12 protein-coding genes are annotated in these 24,703 nt (G+C 57.0%); 3 read left to right on the plus strand and 9 right to left on the minus strand.

Features of this window, described 5'->3' with window-relative positions; all coding sequences use genetic code 11:
• Positions 1 to 635: 635 nt before the first annotated feature.
• From Q1A43_RS21785 to Q1A43_RS21820, 8 genes are all read right to left on the minus strand, one after another.
• A complete protein-coding gene (locus Q1A43_RS21785) occupies positions 636 to 2,306 on the minus strand; it encodes a calcium-binding protein (RefSeq protein WP_299938906.1) in 1,671 nt (556 codons plus the stop codon).
• A 395-nt stretch (positions 2,307 to 2,701) separates the two neighbouring features.
• A complete protein-coding gene (locus Q1A43_RS21790; RefSeq protein WP_299930350.1) occupies positions 2,702 to 4,465 on the minus strand; it encodes a calcium-binding protein in 1,764 nt (587 codons plus the stop codon).
• Between the two features lie 168 nt (positions 4,466 to 4,633).
• Positions 4,634 to 6,892 carry a calcium-binding protein gene (locus tag Q1A43_RS21795; RefSeq protein WP_299938909.1) on the minus strand — a complete coding sequence of 753 codons (2,259 nt, stop codon included), beginning with the start codon at positions 6,890 to 6,892 and terminating at the stop codon, positions 4,634 to 4,636.
• 92 nt (positions 6,893 to 6,984) lie between these two features.
• Complete coding sequence (locus Q1A43_RS21800; protein ID WP_299938912.1) at positions 6,985 to 8,607, minus strand: CAP domain-containing protein; 1,623 nt, start codon at positions 8,605 to 8,607, stop codon at positions 6,985 to 6,987.
• A gap of 144 nt (positions 8,608 to 8,751) precedes the next feature.
• A complete protein-coding gene (locus tag Q1A43_RS21805; protein ID WP_299938915.1) occupies positions 8,752 to 10,806 on the minus strand; it encodes a calcium-binding protein in 2,055 nt (684 codons plus the stop codon).
• Between the two features lie 114 nt (positions 10,807 to 10,920).
• The gene (locus Q1A43_RS21810; protein WP_299938917.1) at positions 10,921 to 12,951 is read right to left on the minus strand and encodes a hypothetical protein; all 2,031 of its coding nucleotides are present in this window, start codon (positions 12,949 to 12,951) and stop codon (positions 10,921 to 10,923) included.
• A 147-nt stretch (positions 12,952 to 13,098) separates the two neighbouring features.
• Positions 13,099 to 14,808, minus strand: a complete 1,710-nt coding sequence (locus Q1A43_RS21815) for a calcium-binding protein (RefSeq protein WP_299938920.1) — start codon at positions 14,806 to 14,808, stop codon at positions 13,099 to 13,101.
• A 183-nt stretch (positions 14,809 to 14,991) separates the two neighbouring features.
• Positions 14,992 to 17,601 carry a S8 family serine peptidase gene (locus Q1A43_RS21820; protein WP_299938923.1) on the minus strand — a complete coding sequence of 870 codons (2,610 nt, stop codon included), beginning with the start codon at positions 17,599 to 17,601 and terminating at the stop codon, positions 14,992 to 14,994.
• 252 nt (positions 17,602 to 17,853) lie between these two features.
• On the opposite strand from Q1A43_RS21820, the gene Q1A43_RS21825 reads away from it, so the two are divergent.
• The gene (locus Q1A43_RS21825) at positions 17,854 to 19,239 is read left to right on the plus strand and encodes a phosphomannomutase (RefSeq protein WP_299938926.1); all 1,386 of its coding nucleotides are present in this window, start codon (positions 17,854 to 17,856) and stop codon (positions 19,237 to 19,239) included.
• A 224-nt stretch (positions 19,240 to 19,463) separates the two neighbouring features.
• Positions 19,464 to 21,383, plus strand: a complete 1,920-nt coding sequence (locus tag Q1A43_RS21830; RefSeq protein ID WP_299938928.1) for a hypothetical protein — start codon at positions 19,464 to 19,466, stop codon at positions 21,381 to 21,383.
• A 305-nt stretch (positions 21,384 to 21,688) separates the two neighbouring features.
• Here the strand turns inward: Q1A43_RS21830 and Q1A43_RS21835 are convergent, their stop codons facing one another.
• Positions 21,689 to 22,492 carry a glycosyltransferase family 2 protein gene (locus tag Q1A43_RS21835; RefSeq protein ID WP_366944294.1) on the minus strand — a complete coding sequence of 268 codons (804 nt, stop codon included), beginning with the start codon at positions 22,490 to 22,492 and terminating at the stop codon, positions 21,689 to 21,691.
• Between the two features lie 218 nt (positions 22,493 to 22,710).
• Between Q1A43_RS21835 and Q1A43_RS21840 the strand changes: the two genes are divergently transcribed.
• On the plus strand, positions 22,711 to 24,703 hold a 1,993-nt coding region (locus Q1A43_RS21840; protein ID WP_299938929.1), incomplete at its 3' end, for a calcium-binding protein.

Raw genomic sequence — 24,703 nt, forward strand, 5'->3', positions numbered from 1 at the left:
CGCAGACCCAATAAAACCTGCACCACCCGTTACCAATATCTTCATCTCTTAGCCTTCCCAATCAAACGGACTCTCGATCTGCATCACTGCGCCAGACACAAACACATGATCACCTGAGCCTTATAGGTGATCCCGCTCTCCTGCATCTGGGTCTTGTTCCTGTCTGGCCCCCACAAACGTTATCACTTTGGCGGGGTAGGCGGGTTTTCACGCCTGCACAGGATGTCTTGCCAACAGTCTCGTCGATACCTCTTCTATTTTTGGGTTATATGACACAGGTCGGCACCGTATCGAAGGCTTGCCCGGATAAGTGTGGGGGGTGTTGTAGCCTTGCCAATTTTCATTCGGATCGCGCCCTTCAATGGCCATGGGTTTCCCAGCCTCTAACGCAGAACCCACACCGAGAATTGTCCATGTTCTTGCTGAGGATAGGAACATCATTCCGGGCTCTTGCCATCTTCTGGGATGGGTTTCAGCCTAGCGCTTTTGCTACATTGCCTGCCTGCGTGTGAGCACGAGGGGCTCGTGTCTGGTGTTGCAATTCACCACAACAGACACGAGCCCCAGAATACTTGTAACCCATTCAATTCACACGAAACGGCGGTCGCAGGGCGCAAACACCCCGCGACGTCACATCACAAAATCAAATCATCTGCGCTTAGGGAGGGGTTGCCGGTCAGATCAACCGAGAAATCCGAGGCGCTATCGCCATTTGTATCAACATACAATCGGCCCACCACCGCATTATAGCGCACCTCACCCGCCGAGCCGGAATACCCCGCCCCGCCAATATAGGTCAGTGTGCCTGAGAACCCGGACAGGTCGATCTGATCAACACCGGCTTCAAAATCCGTGATAACATCGCGTGTTAGGCCATGCGGGCTGTCGGACACGCCGCCAAAGACAAAGACATCCGCGCCATTGCCGCCTGACAGGGTATCCTGACCGGTTCCGCCATCAAGCCGGTCATCATGTGAGCCGCCACTGAGACTGTCATCCCCTGATCCGCCGTCCAGATAGTCATTACCCAGCGTGCCTTCGATTGTGTCATCATTGGCGCCGCCAAACATCCGATCATGACCAGAGCCGCCATCAAGGCTGTCATGGCCCGTTCCGCCCGAAATCGTGTCATTGCCCGAGCCGCCGCCCATGCTGTCACTGCCGCTGTCGCCGCGGATCAAATCATCGCCTGAGCGGCCGGAAATAACATCGGCGCTGGTGCCGCCATCAATGTCATCATCGCCCGAACCACCATCAATGGTGTCACTGGCGCTGCCGCCATCAATCGTGTCATCACCGCTATTGCCATAGATCTCATCCGTGCCGCTGCCGGCATCAATGTCGTCATGGCCGGACCCGCCATAGATATCATCGGAATTGGACCCACCATTTAGGGTGTCATCTCCGGCACCGCCGTGCAGGGAGTCATTGCCAACCCCACCCTCAAGGTTGTCGGCTCCGTCCAGACCAAACAGCAGATCATTGCCATCATCCCCAGACAGGCGGTCAAAGAAATCTCCGCCGATCATGGTGTCATTGCCGTGCTCTCCGTTGACCGAAGAGGTGACAAAGCCGCCCCGACCATCAAAGTTGTCATCGTCCCGGCCTAGATAGACCGTGCCGACAATGCGCCCTGAGTTAAAGACGAAGTCATCGCCGCCCATCATCAGGATGTCGCCTTCGATCAGGCCGGTGTTTTCCAACACCATCCGATAATCGGCCAGCTCTTCAAATTCCCGCGGGGCCCCGGACCCAAACGTGGCATTGACCACGGCCGAGCGATAGCTTGAGGCCCCCGATGAGTTGAGATCTCCGATAATGGTGCCGTGATTGGTGACAAAAGAAATGCCTGACCCATGAGCCATTAGAACAGCGGCGGCAAATTCACCGCCATCCCCGGCATTCGATCCGCCCTGCACCGTGCCGGTGGCCGCCACAGTCAGACGGTCCGTGCCGGAGGATTCGATCGCCAGAACGCCGAAATCCGTGGCATAGACATAGCCCGCAACCGTAAGCTGGTTGTATTGGCCCCCCAAGATGATGGCATCCGTGCTAGACCCATAAGCCAGAACCTGACCGGTCTGCGTAACATTGATGCGGTCGTTGCCCGTGGTAAAAATCGCTGTGCCAACATCAACCGCAACCAAACCGGCCACAGCCAAGGTCGCAATGCTAACGCTGCCGTTGTTCAGATGCACCCCCGTGCCGGTTGAGACTTCGACCACAGCCGCCTGACTGATGATTGTGGGGGTTGTGCTGGTGACATTCACCGTGCTGCTTGTCGTACCAGAAATAATCGTAGGCATAATACACTCCTTCTACGCCGGAACGGGCGCGTTAAAAGTTGCGTTTTCGATCCAGTCAGTTGACCAGGCATCTTGCTTGAAAATTGTGACACCAAAGACGGGGCCGTCATCCGCCCACCATCAACACAGGTCCAAGGAGAACACTCCTCGACAGCGGGGCAGCCTGGTCATTGAAACCTAAAGCGCCGGCCCCACCGCGTCACCATTTAGTTGCGTGCAGTACGACCCTAACACAGGTCACACGCAGGGCTGAAACGGTCATCCAAACCTCTCACATCACGGCGCAGCTTTGAAAGGATGTGGGGGAACTGCGGCGGCCAAACCCAAGATCGGCGCCGCTGCAAAGAGCTTGGCCAGAGAAACGAAAGGGGCAGCGCGCTGCCCCTTTCTAAACCTTAGAGGATGAAATCATCCTCAGTCAGGGCAGGGGCCCCGGTGACATCAAACGAGACATCCGAGGAGCTATCGCCATCCAGATCGATATAGACCCGTCCGATGCTATCGTTGTAACGCACCTCGCCAGCTGTGCCGCTATAGCTCGACACAAAGTTCAGCGTGCCAGCAAAACCAGACAGATCAATCGTATCAATCCCGGCTTCGAAGTCGGTGATCACATCACGATCCGCACCATGTGGGCTATCGGTTTCGGCATTAAAGACAAACACGTCCGCACCGGATCCGCCAGACAAGGTATCCTGACCCGATCCGCCATCCAACGTATCGTTGTCCGAGCCGCCGCGCATGCTGTCATCACCCGATCCACCATCAAGATAGTCATCGCCAAGCGTGCCTTCGAGCGTGTCATTGTTGGCGCCGCCAAACAGGCGGTCGTCACCCGATCCACCATCCATGCTGTCATTGCCACTAGAGCCCGACAAGGTGTCTTCGCCCGCGCCGCCACCGATGTTGTCCGAACCACTTTCGCCGCGCAGGATATCGTTGCCGGACCCGCCCGAAATATCATCGGTGTTTGATCCGCCACGAATGTCATCATTGCCCGAACCACCCGAGATCGTGTCATCGGCTGTCCCGCCAAGGATCGTGTCGTCGCCGCCATTGCCAAAGATGCTGTCGGTGCCGCTTCCGCCATCGATCATATCGTCACCCGAGCCACCATGAATCTCATCGGCGTTGGAGTCGCCATAGATCTCATCATCACCCGAGCCACCGCGCATGGTGTCTTCGCCCAGACCGCCAATCAAATGGTCTTCGCCATCACGGCCCACAAGAGAATCGTTATGCTCGCCGCCATCCAAGGAATCCGCACCCGAGCCACCAATCAGCGTATCGGTCCCGGCATCACCATAGACAAAGGTGCTGACATGACCGTCGCCGATCCCTTGGTAGAGGTCATTGCTGTCGCCCATTTGGATTGCGCCGAAAATCTCGCCAGAGTTGCGGATCACATCTAACCCCGCACCCAGCAGGATGGCCGAGGAGCCGACAAGGCTGGACGCCATAGTGCCGGTATTGGTGATGTACACATCGCCACCGCGTGTGGTGTAAAACGCCTGGTTCACCGCTGAAATCGTGCCGTTATTGATCATGCGGAAGGAGCCATTGGTTCCGACAGAAATATCCAGAGCCCGACCTTCCTCGGATGTGATGGTGCCGTTATTGACCAGCGTGCTGTAGGTCGATGCACTGATGTCGACAACGAGATCAATGGCATCCTGACGGGCGGTGATGTTGCCATTGTTGGTCATATAGGTGTATTGATTCCCCACATCGATATCGAGGGCCTCACCGGAATTGGCCGAAATCTCGCCGGTGTTTTCCAGAAAGAAAACAGCACCGGTATCGCTGGCGTTGAAATTGATCGCATCATCGTTGGATGAATAGATCACACCGTGATTGACCACATCGGCATGGGTCGACACATCAATGTCCAGCGTGCCCTGTGTCGGGTTTTCGGCGGAAATCAAGCCATCGCGCCCATTGAGCATCTCAAAGACCGAACCATCTACCTCAACCGCAGCAAAGCCGCCGCCATAGGCCCAGATCGTACCATTGTTGGTGAGCCAGTTGGTCCCGAACGTTGCATGAACCGCGTCATCCCCACTGACAAGAAGTGACCCGTTATTGGTGATCGCCCCGGATTCCGACCCATCTAGGGTGCGGGCTGTCGTACTGTTAAACGATATTGCAAAAGAAGCCATGTTTCATATTCCTCTGTTGAATTTAAAATGGCCGGTACAATTTACCCGGCTCTTAAGTTGCAATGTGCCCCACCTGACTGTCTCAGAGCGGGGAAACCCCAACAAGTCTTGAATACGTTACCCAAACGGCTGCCCTGGCCCCCAAAATGGGCCAGGGCACAGGTATTCCTAGAGGATCAAATCCCCTTCACTCAGGGCTGGGGCACCTGAGATATCAATCGACACATCCGAGGCGCTATCGCCATCAAGATCGATATAAAGGCGGCCAACGGTGGAGTTATATCGCACCTCTCCGGCGGTGCCGCTGTAGCTGGTCACAAAATCCAGTGTCCCGGTAAACCCGGACAGGTCGATCTGATCCACCCCGGCCTCAAAATCGGTGATCACGTCACGGCTCGCCCCATGTGGGCTATCGGTTTCGGCTGTGAACACAAAGACATCCGCGCCATTGCCCCCCGACAGGATGTCCTGACCGCTACCGCCAATCAGCACATCATCATCAGAGCCACCATAGAGCCAATCATTGCCCGATCCGCCCTCAAGCTGGTCATCGCCAAGGGTGCCGCGCAGCGTATCATTATTGCCGTCCCCCAACAGGGTGTCATTGCCCGAACCGCCATCAAGATCATCGTCGGACGTCCCCCCGGACATGGCATCATCACCCGATCCGCCAAATAGGCTGTCGGCGCCACTATCCCCAAACAGGACATCATCCCCCGAGCCACCAACGACGGTGTCGCTATTGGCACCGCCGTCCAGCGTGTCATCGCCCGAACCGCCCAAGATCGTGTCAAAGGCCGTTCCACCCAGAACTTGGTCGTTGCCACCATCGGCGACAATAAAATCAGACCCGCTGCCACCATCAATGATGTCATCGCCCGAGCCGCCATAAACCGTATCGCCGTTAGAACCACCGTCGATCGTATCGCTGCCAGCCCCGCCGCGGATCATGTCACCATAGGCATCGCCCAACAAAACATCATCGCCATCGCCACCATAGATCGTGTCGGCCTGATCACCGCCAGTGACGGTATCGTCGCCCTCGCCAGCCTGGATTTGGTCTTCACCCTCATCGCCCGTGATCGCATCATTGCCAGAGCCGCCACTGACGATGTCATCATCAGCGCCAGCCGAGATCGTATCATTACCCGATCCGCCCTGGATGCTGTCTGCGCCCGCGCCTGCATTGATACCATCGTTGCCTGTCCCGCCTACGAGAACATCATCTCCGAGACCACTTTGCAGCAGGTCATCACCAGAACCACCATTCATGGTATCCGCCTGACCATTGCCAATCAGCGTGTCATTCCCTGACGCTCCATCCAATGAATCCGCGCCCGTGCCGCTACCACCGCTCAGGTAATCATCACCAGAACCGCCGTGCAGGGTGTCGCTATCAGACCCACCAGACAGGTAGTCATCACCGCCGCCGCCGCGTAGGTGGTTATCTCCCGACGTGACAAAAAGGATGTCATTGCCGTCCATCCCATAAATAAGATCAGCGCCACCCGAACTGTTAAGAGCATCGGCGTTTGAACCGCCAATCAACGTGTCGTCGCCACTGCCTGAGTTGACGCCTTCAATGACATGGCCATCACCAACAGCAAGGTACTCATTTTGGCCCTCGCCTAAGGAAAGTATGCCATGCAAAGTGCCACTGTTATGAACGATATCATCGTCACCGCCGCCATACACCGTTCCGTAGATGTCGCCGCTGTTATCAACGAAGTTTTCACCATTCCCTAGGGTAACATACTCCTCAATGAGACCAGTGTTGCGCAGCTCAATGTCTCCGGGACCAAACGAAAGGTTACCTGCGATATGGCCCGAGTTTGTTGCGGTGTGATTGCCATCGCCAGAAAGGCTTATGCGGCCAAATATTTCACCACTGTTGATGAGATTTACGGTCGGGTCAGGATCTGGGCTGGTTGACGTGCGAATGGCCGTGCTCGCCGCAGAAATCGTGCCGCTGTTGTTGATCACAGTCGTCCCAGAAGCGACAACAAGAACGCCCTCCCCAAAGGATCCGTTGGATCTAGCGGCCGAAATCATCCCAGTGTTCAGCAAAACACCTTGGCCGATCTCAACCCCGGAGCGCCCTGAAACCATGCCATGATTGGTGATAGACACAAAATCACCATGGGCCCGGATTCCCGTCGTGTGAGAACCGCCATCTGCACCGGACACGATCCCGGTCTCGTGCACTGTGATATTCGCGTTATCCCCAGACATATTAACGGCGGAATAGATCGAGCTTACAACCTCGCCCGAGATGGTCGCCCGCTGGTCGGTTCCCGTTCCAAAAATGCCGTAGCTGGTGGTCGAGGCCAACAACGTGCCTTCGGAAAGGTAGACCCACCCTTCAACAGTGGCACCCAGATTGTGGCCGTAACCTGCACCAACATCATCAGTATAAAGAATTGTCATGTAAAAAAGGACTCCCTGACTTTTCAGAGAGTCCTAACAGTATTTAACGATTCCCGCAGCACAGCAGTATTGCTTGCCCGGAATTTGCACGGTCAGAGGATCAGGTCATCCGCTGTCACAACCGTGCCATCGGCAAAATCAATGGAGAAGTCGGATGCACCGCCATCAATATCCACATACAACCGGCCAACCGCCTCATTGTAGCGCACTTCGCCGCCCGCGCCGCTATAGCTGGTGACAAAGGTCAGGTTGCCAAGACCGGACAGATCAATCTGATCAACCCCGCTTTGGAAGTCGATGATCTCATCCCGGTTTGAGCCATGCGCGCTGTCATCGACATCATCAAAGACGAACACATCAGCACCAGCGCCGCCGCCCATCCGGTCAGAGCCGCTCCCGCCAATGATCAGGTCGTCATCGCCGCCCGCAAAGAGCCGGTCATCGCCTGAGCCGCCATAAATGGTGTCATTGCCCATGTTCCCGGCAATCAGATCGTCATCTGCGCCGCCGTAAAAACGGTCGCCGTCATTGCCGCCACGCATGGTGTCATTGCCATCACGTCCCAACAAGAGATCAACCCCATCACCACCCGAGGACCAATCGTTACCGTCCTCGCCATTCAGTGTGTCATCGCCAGCGTTGCTGTAGATCGTATCGCCGCCTGCGCCGCCGAGCATCTCGTCATCGCCGCCGCCGCCAACCATGCGGTCATCGCCATCATCTCCGGACATCTCATCCGCCTCAGAGCCGCCATAGAGCTTGTCGTTATCGGCCCCACCGGACATGGTATTGACCCCATCACCGCCGCGCAGCACATCAGCGCCGTCGCCGCCCTCTAGGTCATCATTGCCACCGCCGCCCTGTAGGCTGTCGTCCCCCGCACCACCGGTCAGAACATCCGCGCCATCGCCGCCGTCTAGCGTATCATCGCCGCCATCCCCCGATAGGGTATCGGCATCATCACCGCCATAAAGCCGGTCATTGTCATCGCCGCCCGCGAGGCTATTCTCGCCATCACCGCCGCGCAGGGTATCCGCACCTGCGCCGCCCTGCAGGTCATCATTGCCGCTGCCGCCATCAATGCTGTCATCGCCATCGTCGCCGATCAGAAGATCATCGCCAGCTTCACCCAAAAGGGTGTCATCCCCCGCCGCCGCGCGCAGCGTGTCGTTGCCGCCCTCGCCATCAAGGTGATCGTCGCCAATGCCGCCCGCCAAGGCATCTGCGCCGCTATCACCGTAAACATCAAGATCCTCGGTCCCCGACGTGCGCGCAAAGTTCTGTGTGACCAGAACGCTGTCATACCGCCTGCCATTGGAATAGGTTATCGGCCCAAAGCTTAGCCCGATCCCGATCGAGGTCACCGTCGCATCTAGGATATTTGCACGGTGGCCGGGGCTGTTCATCAGGTTGGTGTGCAAGCGCTGCAATTCGTCCAAATAGCTGTCCGTACCGGACACATTGACCATCGCAAGGTTTTCAGTCGCGCGCCAAGATTGATAGAAATCATAGTCAGCATCGGCCATGCGTTCAGACGGGGCCGACCCGTTTTCACCAGTATGACTAAAGGTATCGGCCTCAACCATCCATTCGCCATGCACATCTGCAGACTCGTTGAGATTCAGTTCCATCTGAAGTGCAGCAAGACCGTATTCGGCCCGCGTTGCATTCACCAATTCCAAAAAGTGGCGTTCCAGTTCGGTTGCAGGTGTCATGCTGTCTCCAAGTCGCAGTTCCGCTTCGGCCAAAACGTATGCCTAAGGCTTTGGCCGATATTATGGCAGAACTGCGTCCCTTATTGGCAATCAGATAGCAAATCCGGCCAATCTAACTCAGATTCATCTCAATACATGCCGGGTCTACAGGATCAGATCGCTCTCGCTCAACCCGGCCCCGGCACCAATATTGACGGAGAAATCAGAGGCGCTGTCTCCATCGACATCAACATAGATACGGCCAACCGCATCATTGTAACGCACCTCACCAGCCGTACCGGTATAGCTCGTGACAAAAGCAGACCCGATACCGGACAGATCAATCAGGTCAATCCCCGCCTCAAAATCAATGATCACATCGCGGGTGGCCCCATGGGGGCTATCGGTTGCGGCCCCAAAGACAAACACATCCGCTCCGCTCCCCCCCGACAAGGTCTCCTGACCAGAGCCGCCAATCAGCGTGTCATCCCCTGACCCGCCCGACAGGCTGTCGTCGCCGCTGCCACCATCAAGGTAATCATCGCCAAGCGAACCGCGCAGCGTATCGTCATTGGCCCCGCCAAACAGACGGTCCGCGCCTGATCCGCCAATCACGCTGTCATGGCCGGTGCCTGCGGAAATCGTATCATCGCCCGCGCCGCCCGACATCGTATCAGAGCCGCTATCGCCACGAATGAAATCATCGCCCGAGCCGCCGGTCACCTCATCGGCATTGGCCCCGCCATCAATGGTGTCATCACCCGACCCGCCATGTATTGTATCGAGCCCTGTGCCACCAAGCATGCTGTCGTCACCGCTATTGCCATAGAGGATATCGCCGCCGCTATCGCCGGTCATGCGGTCATGACCCGAGCCTCCATGCAGCTCATCCGCATTTGTGCCACCAGAGAGAAAATCATCCCCCGCACCACCGCGCAGCCGATCGTCATTATCTTGGCCATATAGCACATCATCCCCATCGCGGCCCTCAAGGCTATCGGCACCCTCATTGCCATACATGGTGTCATTGCCATCTCCGGCCTTGATCGTATCGTCCCCAACATTGCCGTAGAGACTGTCATTTCCGGTGCCGCCCGATATTTGGTCATGGCCAGAATGGCCTTGGATGAAGTCATTGCCAGACCCGCCAAACAGCAGGTCAACTTCATCCGCCCCAGCCAGCGTGTCATTGCCGGAATCCCCGTATACAGCGTTGATTTCACCATCAACGGCCTGCATGAAATCATGCCCCGACCCGCCAAACAGCACATCAATGCCATCGCCGCCGGAAATCGTGTCATCCCCGGCGCCACCCCGCACTCTGCTTCCGCCAGCCCCGACCTGGATGCTGTCATTCCCATCAAAGCCATAGATCGTATCGCCTTGGGCACCGCCCAAAATGCTGTCATCTAAATCGCTGCCATAGGCAGTGTTGTCACCATCACCTAGGTCGACGCTCCCTGTGACCTGACCACCTCGGGTGTCAAAAACATCATGGCCGCCATTCAGCGTGACATCCCCCTCGATCAATCCGGAGTTTCGGATCGTGTCGTTCCCCGACACCGCAAAGACATCCCCCCGGATGGTGCCTGTGTTCAAAAGATCCAACGTCCCGCCATTTGCCGGACCCAACCGGTTGCCGGTTGCCACGGTGCTCGCTGCGGTTGTGACCGCAACCCTATAGCCACTGGTGAGGCTTTCTTCGGCATGGATCAGCCCGTGATTATCAAGCTGGAGAGACCCCCGAAACCCAACAGCAGCCGAATAACCATCATCCGCAATGCCCGTTGGGAACCCGCCATCTCCACCGCCGCGCACCACGCCCGTTTGGGAAATCGTCAGCTCAGAAGAGCCCGTCGTAGAGACACCAAAAACCGCAAAATCGGATGCAAAGACCGATCCTTGAATCACCGCGCGGTTCCCATCGCCGCCAAAGCGAATCCCGTCGGCCCCGCTCAGATAAGCCTCAAGCGATCCGGTCTGAGTTATGGTCAGAAGATCGTCGCCATTCATCTCGATCCCATGGCCTCGATAGGTGCTAACGGCCCCGGAAAGGGTCACAATACTATCCAAAACCGCGCCAGTGCTCGGTGCCGACGTATATTGAATGCCCGTCAAAAACGTGCCCGGGTGGATCACAGCGCCATTGGTCACCAGATAGGGGGTTGTCGTGTTGACGGTCAGCGTCGTGGTGCTTGTTCCTGTGATGACAATGGCCATAAGTATCTCCTAAGAATATTTGCAAAGGGCAGGGGGTGCCCTGCCGATCATGCTAAAATTTCAACGAGACACCGCGCGGAATGCACAGTGTCTCGGATATGGTTTCCTACCGGATCAAAGGATCAAATCGCTTTCGCTCAACCCGGCTCCGGCGCCGACATCAACCGAGAAATCGCTGGCGCTATCGCCGTCGATGTCGACGTATAGCCGCCCGACCGCATCGTTGTAGCGCACCTCGCCCGCTGTGCCGGTATAGCTTGCCACAAAGCTCAGCGTGCCGGAGAAACCGCTCAAGTCGATCACATCGGTGCCCGCCTCGAAATCAGTGATCACATCGCGCCCCGATCCATGCGGGCTATCCAGCTCGGCGGCAAAGACAAATGTATCCGCGCCGCTTTCCCCGGTCAGGGTGTCACTGCCAGTGCCGCCAATCAAACGATCGGCATCTGCGCCACCTAGCAGCACGTCATCCCCGTCGTTCCCCGCCAATGTATCGGCCCCACGCCCACCGGTCAGCACGTCTTCGCCATCGCCGCCCCGGATCAGGTCATCGCCAAGCCCGCCATCAACGGTGTCATCGCCAGCATCACCACCCAGATCATCGTCACCGGCACCGCCAAAGACCTGATCGTTTTCATTGTTGCCGCGCAGGTAATCATCGCCAAGATTGCCCGCCAGCACATCGCCGTCATTGCCGCCAAACAGCCGGTCATCCTCATCACCGCCGCGCAGGGTGTCGGCCCCATCATTGCCCGACAGGGTATCGGCCCCCGAACTGCCCCAGCCGCGATCCGAGCCATCACCGCCCCGGATCAGATCATTGCCAGACCCGCCACGTAGCTCATCACTCCCGGCGTCGCCGCTCATGTCATCATTGCCAGAGCCGCCAAACAGATCGTCATCGCCATTGCCGCCATCAATCGTATCCGCGCCCGAACGCCCTTCGAGCGTGTCATCCCCCGAGGCCCCGGAGATTTCATCGCTGGATGTCGTACCCGTGACCAGGTCATCGCCACCACCCACTTCGTACACGTTCAGGGCATCATCGGTTCCGCCTGCCCCGGCCAGCAGATAGGTTGTGCCACTGATGGTGACATGGTGCAGTCCCGCAGCAAAGTCGAGCTCGCCTTCTCCGGCATTGTCCTGCAGGGTTTGCAAATGCGTCAGCTCTCCGACGGCCCCGCTCAGCGGCGCGGTATTGATCTCAAAGAACTGAACCGCATCGGGCTGGCGCACCGTGAGCGCCAGCATCAGTTGATCCCCCATTTCAACAAGTTCGCTATGCCAGGCCCCATCCAGCTCGGTGTCCGATACCAGACGCTGATGTTCAGTGATTGTGCTGCCGTCAAAGGCCAGAACCGTGATGGCCTTGCTATGAAACTCCGGCACATAGAAATAAGCCGTGCCATCAATCACCGCCACATCTGCAAATTCTGGTGAGCCCAAAATACCCGTGGGGTTGCCATCCAGGCTGGCAACTTCGGTCAGTGCCCCCGTACTTGTATCGACCGAAAAGACCGAGACACCGTCATCACCTTCGCCTGTGGCCAGGATATATTGTGTGAATCCCAGAGTGAATTCCTGCAGACCGCGCCCATTAGTCAGCTCGAGCGTGCCGGTATCATCAACATTCTGAACATTGGTCAGCCCGCCAGCCGCACCGACCGAAAACACACTTATTCCGCTCGAACCCAACACATACAGGAAATCACCGCCCGACAGCGACAGGAACTCAAGGCCCAAAGCAAAGTCCAGCTCGTAATCCGCGGCATTCTCGGATTGAAAGACCGCATCGGCAAAGGCGACATAGGGGCCGGTGTCGCTGAGCGTATAGACGGTCACACCGTCATCACTATAACCCGACACCGCCAGGAACTGTGTTGCACCGATACTAAAGCTCTCCGCACTAATCGCCCCATTCAGCGTTGTGCCGGGCAGATCCTCAATCACTCCGACGGCCGTCAGCTTCCCCGCATCGGACAGGGTCATGACCTGGATCGCATCCTCACTAAAACCAGCGGCATAGACAAAGGTGGTGCCATTGATCTCTGCCGTGGTGACACCGTAGGGCAGGGACAAGCGCAAATCGACCGTATCCAACAATGTATCGGTATGGACCAGACTGGTTCCGGACAAAACGGCCATTTCGGGCCTCCTTGTTGAGATCACTTTTTATCAATTGGAAAACTGTTAACACAAAAACGGGACCGAATATATCGGCCCCGCCTAGCAGTTTTATCAGGTCACATGTTCAGGCCATCAGCGGCCTAAAAAGCGGCCTAAAAATCGGGCTTACAAAATCAAATCGCTTTCGGTCAGACCGGCCCCCGGCACTAAATCCACCGAGAAATCAGAGCCACCATCACCATCGACATCAATATAGAGCCGCCCAACGGTGTCGTTATAGCGCACTTCGCCGGCGGTACTGGTATAGCTGGAAACAAAGGTCAGACCCGAGGCAATGCCGCTTAGGTCAATCATATCAACCCCGGCCTCGAAATCGGTGATCGTATCGCGGGTCGTCCCATGGACACTGTCGGTTTCGGCGTTGAACACAAAGACATCGGCCCCATTACCACCGCTCAGCTCATCCTGCCCGGCATTGCCAATCAGCGTGTCATTATCCGACCCGCCGCGCAGCACATCGTCATCCCCCCCACCATCGAGATAGTCATCGCCAAGGGTGCCTTCGATCGTGTCGTCATTGGATCCGCCAAAAATGCGATCCCCGCCCGAGCCACCATCAATTTCATCGTGCCCGGTTCCACCAGAGATCGTATCCGCCCCGGCCCCGCCGGACATGGTGTCCGAGCCGCTGTCGCCGCGAATGAAATCATCCCCAGAGCGGCCATAAATCAGATCGGCGCTAGAACCACCGTCAATGTTTTCCTCGCCAGAGCCGCCATCAATCGTATCACTTGCACTGCCGCCCAAAATGGTATCATCGCCGCTTTCACCACGGATATCATCACCGCCGCTATTGCCATCAATATAATCATCACCAGAGCCGCCGCGGATTTCGTCGCCAGACGAGCCACCATCAATCGTATCATCCGCGGCACCGCCACGCAGCGTGTCTTCGCCAGAGCCACCAATCAGCTCATCTGCGCCATCTAGACCGATGATGGAGTCATTGTCGGCACCGCCATCAATAATATCGCTATGCTCGCCACCAATCAGGCTATCGTTGCCATCTTCGCCTTGAATGGTCCCAAACACCTGACCCAGGCGGGAATCGACCCAATCGTCGCCACCGCCCATGCGGATGTCACCATGGACCTCTCCGGAGTTTTCCAGTTGATCCGCTTGATCCAGAACCCGCACATCGCCCATCAGTTGACCCGAATTGGCGATATAGGCGGCAACGTTGCTCTGCTCTGTGGCCGAGACCTGATCGTCTTCTTCCTCGACACGGGATTCCATCAAAATGGCATAGCCCGGCGCATATCCATCTTGGGTCGCGCCGGAAATCACCCCGGTATTGATGATGCGCACCGGATCGATTTCCTCGGGTCCATCATATGTCCCACCATCCAGCAAAATCCCCGCCCCATAACGGGCCGTGTTATATAGGGTGGCCGCATAGCCGAACCCAACGCCGCTTATGGTGCCGTGATTGACCACCTGACCGCCGCCGCCGGAACTCGTGACAATCTCGACACCAGCCCCACCAGAGATCGCCCCTAGATTGGTCACCAAAGAACTGGCACCCGCCATATAGATAGCCGCCCCCGCGCCATTATCGGTGTTGGACACTTGCCCGGAGGCAAGCACAGACACTCGGGCGTCGCTCCCGCTCATATAAACAGCGCTGGAATTGCCCGCCATGGCGCTGCCTGCCACGGTCACCTGTTGATCATCCGCAAACCCCGCCACGGCCCAGCTTGAGAAGCTCGCCGCACTGACACCTTCGGCGATAAAGCCAGTCGCGCTCACGTCGCTGGACAAGTCGACAATTATACCGCTACCAACCGTGGTCGTCGTCAAAGAGATATTGGGCATCATACTACTCCGTGATGAAATTGGATCGACAGTTTCTACCATTATGTACACAAAACCGAGCGGGTCTATCAGAGAGGAAAACCATACCCCTCTGCACAAACCCCAGTTGTTTGCCCTAAACGAAAAGGGAAACTGCCCCCTTCGAAAAGGGCGCAGTCAAAGAAGATCGCATGCCGGCAGCCGTTACAGGATCAAATCCCCGGCATCCAAAGTTGGGGCACCAGTGACATTGATCGACACGTCAGACGTGCCATCGCCATCTATGTCCACGTATAGCCGCCCGATACTGTCATTATAGCGCACCTGTCCGGCACTACCGCTGTAGCTGGACACAAATGTCAGGCCAGAGCCAAGCCCGCTCAGGTCGATCTGATCGACATTGTGGGTGAAATCCGTGATCACATCCCGCCCAGAACCGTGCACGCTTTCGGAGATGGAGCCAAAGACAAAGACATCCGCGCCGTCGCCGCCCGCCATGACGTCCGATCCATTGCCGCCGACGATATAATCCGCGCCGCCGCCGCCAAACATCCGGTCATTTCCAGACCCACCATAGAGCGTATCGTTCCCTAGGTTACCGGCCAGTACATCGTTGTCGGCCCCACCATAGAACCGGTCATCGCCGTTTGAGCCACGCATCGTGTCATTGCCGTCACGCCCCAAAAGCAAGTCAGCCCCATCCCCGCCTGAGGACCAATCGGCACCGTCTTCGCCATTCAGCGTGTCATCGCCCGCATTGCCATAAAGCGTATCGTTGCCCGTGCCCCCCAAAACGGTATCGGACCCGCCGCCACCAACCATGCGGTCATGGCCCGCGGCACCGGTCATACTGTCGTCATTGGTGCCACCATAGGCCTTGTCATCACCAGAGCCTGCCGCGATGTAATTGTCACCATCGCCGCCACGCAGGGTATCATCACCATCGCCGCCATAAAGCGTATCTTCTCCGGCGTCGCCGCGCAGACTATCGTCGCCGGAGCTCCCCGACAGCCGGTCATCCCCATCACCGCCATAAAGCGTATCGTTTGAGCCGTTGCCATAGACCCTATCGTTGCCCGCACCGCCTTCGACGCGATCCTCGCCGCCTTCGCCACGCAAGCTGTCATCACCACGCCCACCAAGGATCGTGTTCTGCTCCGAACTGCCGGTAACGGTGTCATTGCCATCGCCCAGGGCGGCGTTTTCAATGTCTGTCCCCGACGCAATGCTGGCCCATTCATCACCGGCGACACTCAGGGTTCCACCGGCGCTCAGCGACAGCGCGACATTGCCCGTCACCGCAACAAGGTTCATCCAATCAGAGCCACCATCCGTATCCTCAAGGGTGCGACGGCCCGCGTCTTCATCGGCGTAATCCTCGAAATCTTGGGTGAAATGGTGGACCGTGTCGGTGCTAATCTCTGAGCCTCGGAACTCCAAACGCACGCCTGTGATCGCCCCGGTATCCCCACCGGCACTGTCTTGCACTTCTAGACGCCATTCCCCTTGCGAAGTCAGGCCACGTGCCGCCGCAATCCCAAAGGTCCACGCGTTTTCTAGGTCTGTGCCGTGCAATTCATTGTCAAAGAGCAAAAAGCTATCGCCATCAGGCGACACAAGCCGGATCTCGAGATCCCCCAGATAGCTATGCGTCCCGTTAAGGGTGACGTAGATATGTTCGATCATCACCCCTTCGGTGACATTTATCGACACGGTTGTGGTTGAAAAATCCGTGATGGCCAAGTTTCCAGAGAAGGAGGCCGTCACCACCTCCTCGTTTTCGTTGACCGCCGCATCTTGGTACAAGCGATCCCACACTTCGGCCATGCGGACCGCCGCAAAGGCATCAACCCTGCCGTAGCCGTAAGACAGGTGATAGCTCATGCCACCGCCATTCCAATTGCTGGCACCGTTGGCGAACCAGTCGCCGACCTCATATCCGGTGCTGCTGCTGCCATAGCCAGATCCGGCATGTGATGCCGACGTGGCCAAAATATTTTGCACATCCCGCCAGCCCAGATCGGCATTGGCGTCTAACATGAGAGCCGCCACCCCCGCAGTCACCGGCGTCGCGGCGGAGGTTCCGCCAAAATCATCCGCATAATCCCCCAAGGAATACCCCGCAGAGCCAGAGCGATCTGTTGTCACCTCTGCCGCCGGAGCCGCGATCAGCAGGTTCGCCCCCCAATTGGAATAGCTCGCCACGCTTCCGTTTTGTTCTGTGGCCGCCACGGTGATGACCGTGTGCAAGGAATTGAGCCCCTCACCCTGAGCATTGCCAACAATGCCTTGGGCCAGCAAAATCGCGCTATTGGCTTCATTGCCCGCCGCCTTAAGGATCACCGTTCCCAGCCCGTCCCGACCATTTTCAACAGCATGTGCAAAACCGCGTGCCTCGCCGCTCGCTTGGCTTGTTCTGTTGGCAATACTCAGGAATGTGGCATAGCTGGGCGTATAACCCCATGAATTGTTCGTAACATCGAACTCTTCCATATGGCGTAGCGCAGCGACAGAGGCGGATTCGGATGTCAAATCAGACAGGAGATCAACCCCGGTAACATTCGCATCAAAGGCTACACCAACACCGCCGATATCGTTGTTTTCCGCCGCGATCAGACCGGCAACCGCCGTGCCATGCGCGTCACTGGACGTGTTGGGTTGGCCGTCATCGCCGCTGGCATGAAGTGAGGCGTTGTAATTGCCATCAAGGTCATCATGCGTGCGCTCCACCCCATCATCATAGACGCCGACATTAATGCCTTGTCCGGTGTAATCAGTCCAAACAGCTTGAATGTCTCCAATCTGTTCATCCAAGTGCCATTGTTGTGAAAAAAGCGGATTTGATTCAGCGACCATACCAGAACTCAGTTTGTTTAAGTGTCATTTACCGGATCACCGGTCGCACAAGGCCTGTGCGTCATGTGCGCGAACATTGCAATTATAGCGAGACATTTCCAGATCGCTTTACAAACAATGCGGTTTACCGCTGATTGTGCCGCGCCATTTACACACTTGAGAACCTCATCCAAATGCCGCACATAACACACATATTTTAAAGGACATCTTATGGCGCCTAAATTTGGAACAAGCGGCTTACGCGGTCTCGTTACTGAATTGAACGACGATTTGGTCGCCGATTACACCCGCGCTTTTTTATCTGCCTGCCCACATGGTGGCGCGTTGCATCTCGGGCGCGATTTACGCCCGTCTTCTCCTGACATTGCCAAGGCTGTCATCCGCACAGCTTTGGCCGAAGGTGTTCCGGTCATCGACTGTGGCGCGCTTCCCACGCCCGCCTTGGCCCTATCCTCCCTCGCGGCCGGGCAGGCGGCGATTATGGTGACTGGCAGCCACATTCCCGCCGATCGCAACGGTTTGAAATTCTATGTTCCGACCGGCGAAATCACCAAGCAGGACGAACAGGCGATTCAAGCCAACTTGGGCCGAAACAGTGCCGTATTAACGGCGAAATACACCAAAGATTCCGCCGCAGGCGCGGCCTATATCACCCGCTATGTGTCCGGCTTTGGCCCTCGGGCCTTGGCCGGGCTACGCATCGGTGTTTACCAACACAGCTCCGTCGCCCGCGACCTAATGGTCGACGTGGTCCAATCTTTGGGCGGCGAGGTCGTGCCCCTGGCCCGATCCGACAGTTTTATCCCCGTTGACACCGAAGCTTTGGACCCAAACACTCAAGCCTTGCTGGCAGGGTGGTGCCATGAGCATAGGCTGAATGCTGTCATATCGACCGATGGGGATGCAGACCGGCCCATGTTGGCCGATGAAACCGGCCGTATCGTGCCGGGTGATGTTCTGGGCGCGCTCACGGCGCGAACTTTGGGGGCTCAGTGCCTATGCACCCCGATTTCATCCAACTCCATGATCCATCAGATGCCTGATTTTTCCGAAATCCATCTGACTCGTATTGGATCACCCTATGTGATCGCCGCAATGGAAGCGGCTTTGGCCGACACTCCAGAGGTCCCCGTGGCAGGATACGAGGCCAACGGCGGTTTCTTGCTTGGCTTTGAGGCCCAAGGCCCCGCCGGCCCACTGGCCCCGTTGATGACCCGCGACTGTCTTTTGCCGATCTTGGCCCCCTTGGCCGCCGCCAATAAAATGGGGCAGGGGCTAGCACATCTTGTCGCCAGTTTACCGCCACGCTTTACCGCCGCCGATCGCATTTCGGGTATTGAGGCGAATGTCTCACAAGCCTTCCTTACGGAATTGACGGCATCAGCCGCCGCCAGAAAAGCGTTTTTCGGTGACACAGAGACTGATTTAGACACCACAGACGGGTTGCGTGTGACCTTTTCAAATGGCGAAATGGTACATATCCGCCCCTCGGGAAATGCGCCAGAATGCAGATGCTATGCTGAGGCAGATCAGGCGGATAGAGCCATGCATTTGGTCAAGCTTCACTTGGAAAAACTCTCCGCAGAGCTGACCTAAAACAGGCAAGCTCGCCCACCAACACACGTTTGGCGCGTATGACGACACGGTGAAAACCGGCGAACCATGCATCTTGTAGCAAAATTAGAAGCTTGATAGATGCGCCGTGTCATATGATCCTTGTGACAACTTAGGCTTCGTAACCATTGCGAGCCGTTTTTTTTGAGACTATACACACGCCAAGTTGCCCCTAGGTAAACCGGCGTAGATCATCAGGACAGAAGATGCTTTCGACGATGCTCCCCAAATTCCCCTCTAAAACCACCGCTTCGAGGGAGAGCGACCTGAAGGCGACTGATGCAGAGCAGGCCGCAGAAAACGACGCGGCCCAAGAGCCGGCTCAGCCTGCTCAGATGTCTGGCCCAGTCGCGAAAGCGCCACATGCCGCCGCCAAGTTCTCTCAGAGGGCCGCCCCTAAAGCCCCCTCAGCAGAGCCCGCAGCAAAGGAAGACAAGCCAGACCAGCTGAAGTCGCAGGCAACGCCTTCTACGGCCATGGCACAAGGACCGGATGAACGGCTGCCTCTGACCAAAGCCCGGATCAATCTGGCCCGTGAATTTATCAAGCTTTGGGAGTTGGACGAAGCCCAAAGAATTTTGGAAGCCGCCGAGAAAGAAGGCCCGCCACATCGGGACGTTTTCCGCCTTCTTGGTGAGAGCTACTTTATGCAGGAACGGTGGCGCGAATCTTTGGCCGCTTGGTATCGCACCTCCTCCATGACGAAACGCAATGATGCCAAGATCATCAGCCAAATTCGCCGCAAGGTGATGCGGTGCAACGCCCAATTGGCCCTAGAAGAGCTTGGCAAAGGGGATCGCGTGGCGGCCGCGGAACATATGGCGCAGGCCGTAGAGGCGGTTGATTACTCAACCTATCTCAAGGTGCGCCGCGATATGGTGGACCCAATCGTCGCCTATGCTCGTGACATTCTTGAGACCCGAAACGCCGCTCCACGCCATGTCCCTGATGCGCCCTTGAACATCATCTTGTGCTTGGACGTTATCAAGATTTCCGCAGTGCATTCGCACAAGCATCTGTATCTGTCGCTTGCCGCGTCTCTGGCGTCTCTTGATCCCAACATCACCGTCACGCTGGTGGCCACCTATGAGCGGCAAATCAGCTGGAATGCCGGGTTCGAGGATTATTATCGCCCTGATAACATCGCTGTGCTGCGCAATTTCATCGATGAAAAGGTACCTGAAGACCTGCGAGACCGCATTTCCGTGCGCTATTTCGAAAGCTTTGGGGTCCGTGGCCTGATCAACACCTGTGAACAGATATTGAACATGCAACCGGACATGATCTTGTACGGTGGCGGCCGCACGGGATATCACGCCAATGAAAGCCTGCTGGTCCGCCATATCCTGCACAAATATGTGCCCACTGGTTTCTTTTTTGTCCAATCCAACAATGATGTGGATGAGCTGACCGACGTCATTATCGCCCGTGGTCCGCATCCTCTAAATGGCGACCCGCAAGATGCGTTGGTCCGCTATAGCCCCTATCCGCCTTTCCCGGGGTTGCAAGCCGCAGTGGTCCCAGACAGCATGAAAACCATGCCTCAGGATCGCAAGCGTATCCTGACCGCCTGGGTTGGTGTCCGGCTCGACAAGACACTACATGGCTACCAAGACGGTGAGGTTGATCAAATCCTGGATCTGCTCGGTCAACTCCCCGAAGCGGATTGGCATTTGGTCGGGGCCGAAGATCCCAAGAACCTCCTCAAGGATCACAAACGCTTTCAAGAGTTCCGCAAACGGGGCCGGATTATCGTGCACCCGGTGCTCAACTATGATGAGTTCTATCACATGGCCAGCTCAGCGGCCCTGTTCTTCCAACCTCCGGGTTTCACCGGCGGCGGGGGAGGCGCATCTATCGCCCGCAACAACAGTGTGCCGATTTTGTGCTTTGAGCATTCCGACGTCGCTCCGCTTCAGCCCGAGGAATTTGTCTTTGCCGAAGACTTACTTGGTGACGGGATAGAAGCCGCGCTCAAAATCTTGAAGTCAGACACCGCCCGCGAGGCTCTGGTCCAGAAACAGTGGACGCTTCTTGAGGCACGCCGCAGCGAAGCCCCCCAGAAGTTCTACAATACCATGATCGAAGGCGTGACACGGTACAAAGAACGTAACGGGCAGGCCTAAACACGCTCCAACGAGATGTTTTGAGGTGGTTTAGTGACGAATAACCACCTCAAAACAGAACCGAGCTTATGAAACAACGTGGTTGGCATCGGCAGACCCGTATTGCTTTTCGTGGGCCTGAAAACTGAGGGCCACACGCCCGCCGGTACAATTTTTTCACACTTAAATTAACATAACACGCATTATAGGCGACATTTTGTGAGAGCACACCTCATCGAAGATCTGACAATCGGCAAGCGCATTGCTGATGACTATGAAACGGCAGTCTCCCCCGGCGCGTCGTGGCGTTTTGAGGTCGTCAGCGACTAAGCCTCGGGTTTGTTCAAAACCCGATACCGGAGACTATACCAGCCATAGCGCCACAAGGCGGCTGCGCAGTGCCAAAAAGGCAGGTTTTCTTCGCGCGACCAGACCCGCCATATATCCCGAATAGCGTGGCGTTTGTTGCTTGAGAGCGATCCAGGCGAGACGCGATAATAAGCAAGAGCGTCATCAACCCCCACAGCATCACCACCAAGACGGAGAAGACGAAGCCACAGGGCATAATCATGTTGGAGCGGCAAATTCGGCATGGGTTGAGTGCCCAAGCGCTCACGATCGTACATCACCGTCAAACACCCCATCAGGTTCGGGCCCAACATGTCATCATACGAGAGCCGCGCGCGTGCGGGCACGCGCGCCAAGACCTGTCCGTTCGGCAATTGGCGCTCGTAGGCCGTGTGGCTAAGCGCGGCCCCCGTTTGCACCATCAAGGCCAACTGTCTCTCAAGCTTGGATGGGTGCCAGCGGTCATCTGCATCCAGAAAGGCGATGTAACGCCCCTGTGCGTGCTCCAACCCCTGGTTCCGAGCCACAGCGGCCCCCTGCCCGCCCTGTGTTTTCACATAGCGGATTCGAGAATCGTTTTCGGCAAAGGCCTGAGCAGAGGCCCGAGCAGAGACCTGAACAGAGATCGGGGCTTGGGCGGCGACGTCATCATGACCACCATCATCCACCAAGATCAGTTCCCACTCCTGATAACTCTGCGCCAGCACAGAGGACACACTCGAGCAAAGCGTGGGGCAAGCCCCATGAAAGGGCATCAAGATGGAAACAACTGGTTCAGACATCTGCACATGAAATCAAGGTTTTCTCCTTCTATCGCGCGCAAGGGGGGCGGAGCCAGAGCTAATGCAGACCACGCCCCCAACGGCCCCTGCCCCCAGGTCCAAAACAATAGCATTTCATTTTAATCCAAGGGACCTTCCCCGGATTTGCCACAATCCCATGACGCTCCGCGCCATGCTGGCCTGCGAAGACGATCCTACCGCTAACTTGGGGTCGTGGGATGAGCATACAGCCACATATTAATCTGAGCCTACAGGCGCAAAGCCTAGTTCAAAGCGGCGCAACGGCGCTGGATGTTGGACTAGATTCCGTATGTTTTGTCGAAACCGATCAAGGGGTCTTCTTGATCACAACCAGCGGACGCTGGGGGGGATTGTGCAGTTACCGGCTAGAAAGCAATGGCAATTGGCGCATGCAAGACATGGCCTTTTTCACCGGTGCGCTCAATCACAACCCTGTTGAAACATTGGCAGTTCACAACCTGCCCGACGGGCCTGTGGCCCTTGTCAGTGGCGACGAAGATGGCATTTGGTGCTTTGATATAGATGACAACGGCAATATTGGCCGCCAAGATCGCCTTAGCCCCGAGGATGCGGCCAGCTTTGTCACCACCGCCACCACTCAGGAAGAGACCGCATCACTGGTGCGGCAAGTCGGGCTTGGGGACTTAACCCTGCCAGAGGAGCTCCCGGACAGCTACGGTCAAATCCTGAGCCCGCTCAGCCATGGTGGCAACACCTATGTTATTGTTGCCGACCAGAATTCGCATGAAATGGCCGCCCTATTGGTCGATCCGGAAACCGGCACCACCCATCTCTCCGCTCAATTGGGGGCAGAACAGGGGTTGGGCGTTGCGACACCAACGGCGATGGAAAGCATCCAGATCAATGGACGCACCTTTGTGGTGATGGCCGCCGCCGGAAGCTCCTCTCTTTCCGTGGTCGAACTAACGGAGTCTGGCAATCTTGTTCTTGTTGACCACCAGATTGATACCCGAGAGACCCGCTTTGGTCAGGTCGTGGCTCTATCCGTTGTCGAAGTGGATGGTCAGGTCATGGTCTTGGCGGGCGGAGGCGATGATGGGGTGTCCCTGTTCACCTTGATGCCGGATGGCCAGCTTATCTGGCGCGATACCGCCATCGATACTCTGACCACAAGCTTGCATAATATATCGGGCATTGATGCCCAAGCCAGTGATGGCACGGTCTATGTTGCCATCAGTTCGCAGCGCGACACGGGCGTCAGTATGTTTACCTTGGATGCCAGCAACTTGGGCGAAGTTTGGCAGCACAGCAGCGGCACAACAGCGGTCAATCATCTCGGAACCAGTGGCGATGATATTCTGGTGGCCGGTATCCATGGCGACACCCTGCGCGGCGGCGCGGGTGATGACATCCTCGAAGCGGGTCCCGGCCGCACCGTCCTGCAAGGCGGAGCCGGAGCAGATGTCTTTGTTCTAGGGGCCACGAGCGACAATGCCAGGATCACAGATTTCACAGTGGGGATCGACCGCTTGGATTTGTCGCAATGGCCAATGTTGCGTGGTCCCGACAGCCTGCAAGTCACCGCGACATCAACCGGCGCACGGATTGAATACCGTGACTACACCCTAAGCATTCAATCCAGCACCTCACGCCCTATGAATGGCGAAGACCTGTTTGGCACGCGGTTTATGTGGGCGGACCGGATGATGATCTCGGTTGGGGACGCCGAGCATGATGCCGATCCCGGTCAGGTCCTAAGAGCCCCCAGCGGCGGGGCCTCCTTGTCCGGCAGCGCTTGGTCAGACCGGCTCTATGGCAGCGCCGGGCGCGACACGTTGAATGGTGCCGATGGCGATGACCTCTTGGTTGGAGGATCAAACCAAGACCGCGTCAATGGCGGCGACGGTGATGACACATTGTATGGCAACAGCGGCAATGACACCCTGCGCGGAAATGATGGGTCCAACTTCCTCTCTGGTGGCAATGACGATGACCGGGTTTATGGCGGCGCACAGGACGACACCATGCAGGGCGGGCGTGGCGATGACCTCTTGGTTGGGGGCGATGGCGACGACAGCCTGCGCGGCGACAGCGGCGGTGATACGCTCTATGGCAACTCCGGCGAGGACCTAATCCGAGGCACCTCGGGCAACAACTTCCTCTCTGGTGGCAATGACGATGACCGGGTTTATGGCGGCGCACAGGACGACACCATGCAGGGCGGGCGTG

The sequence above is a fragment of the uncultured Pelagimonas sp. genome (genome assembly GCF_947498515.1).
Lineage (GTDB): Bacteria > Pseudomonadota > Alphaproteobacteria > Rhodobacterales > Rhodobacteraceae > Pelagimonas.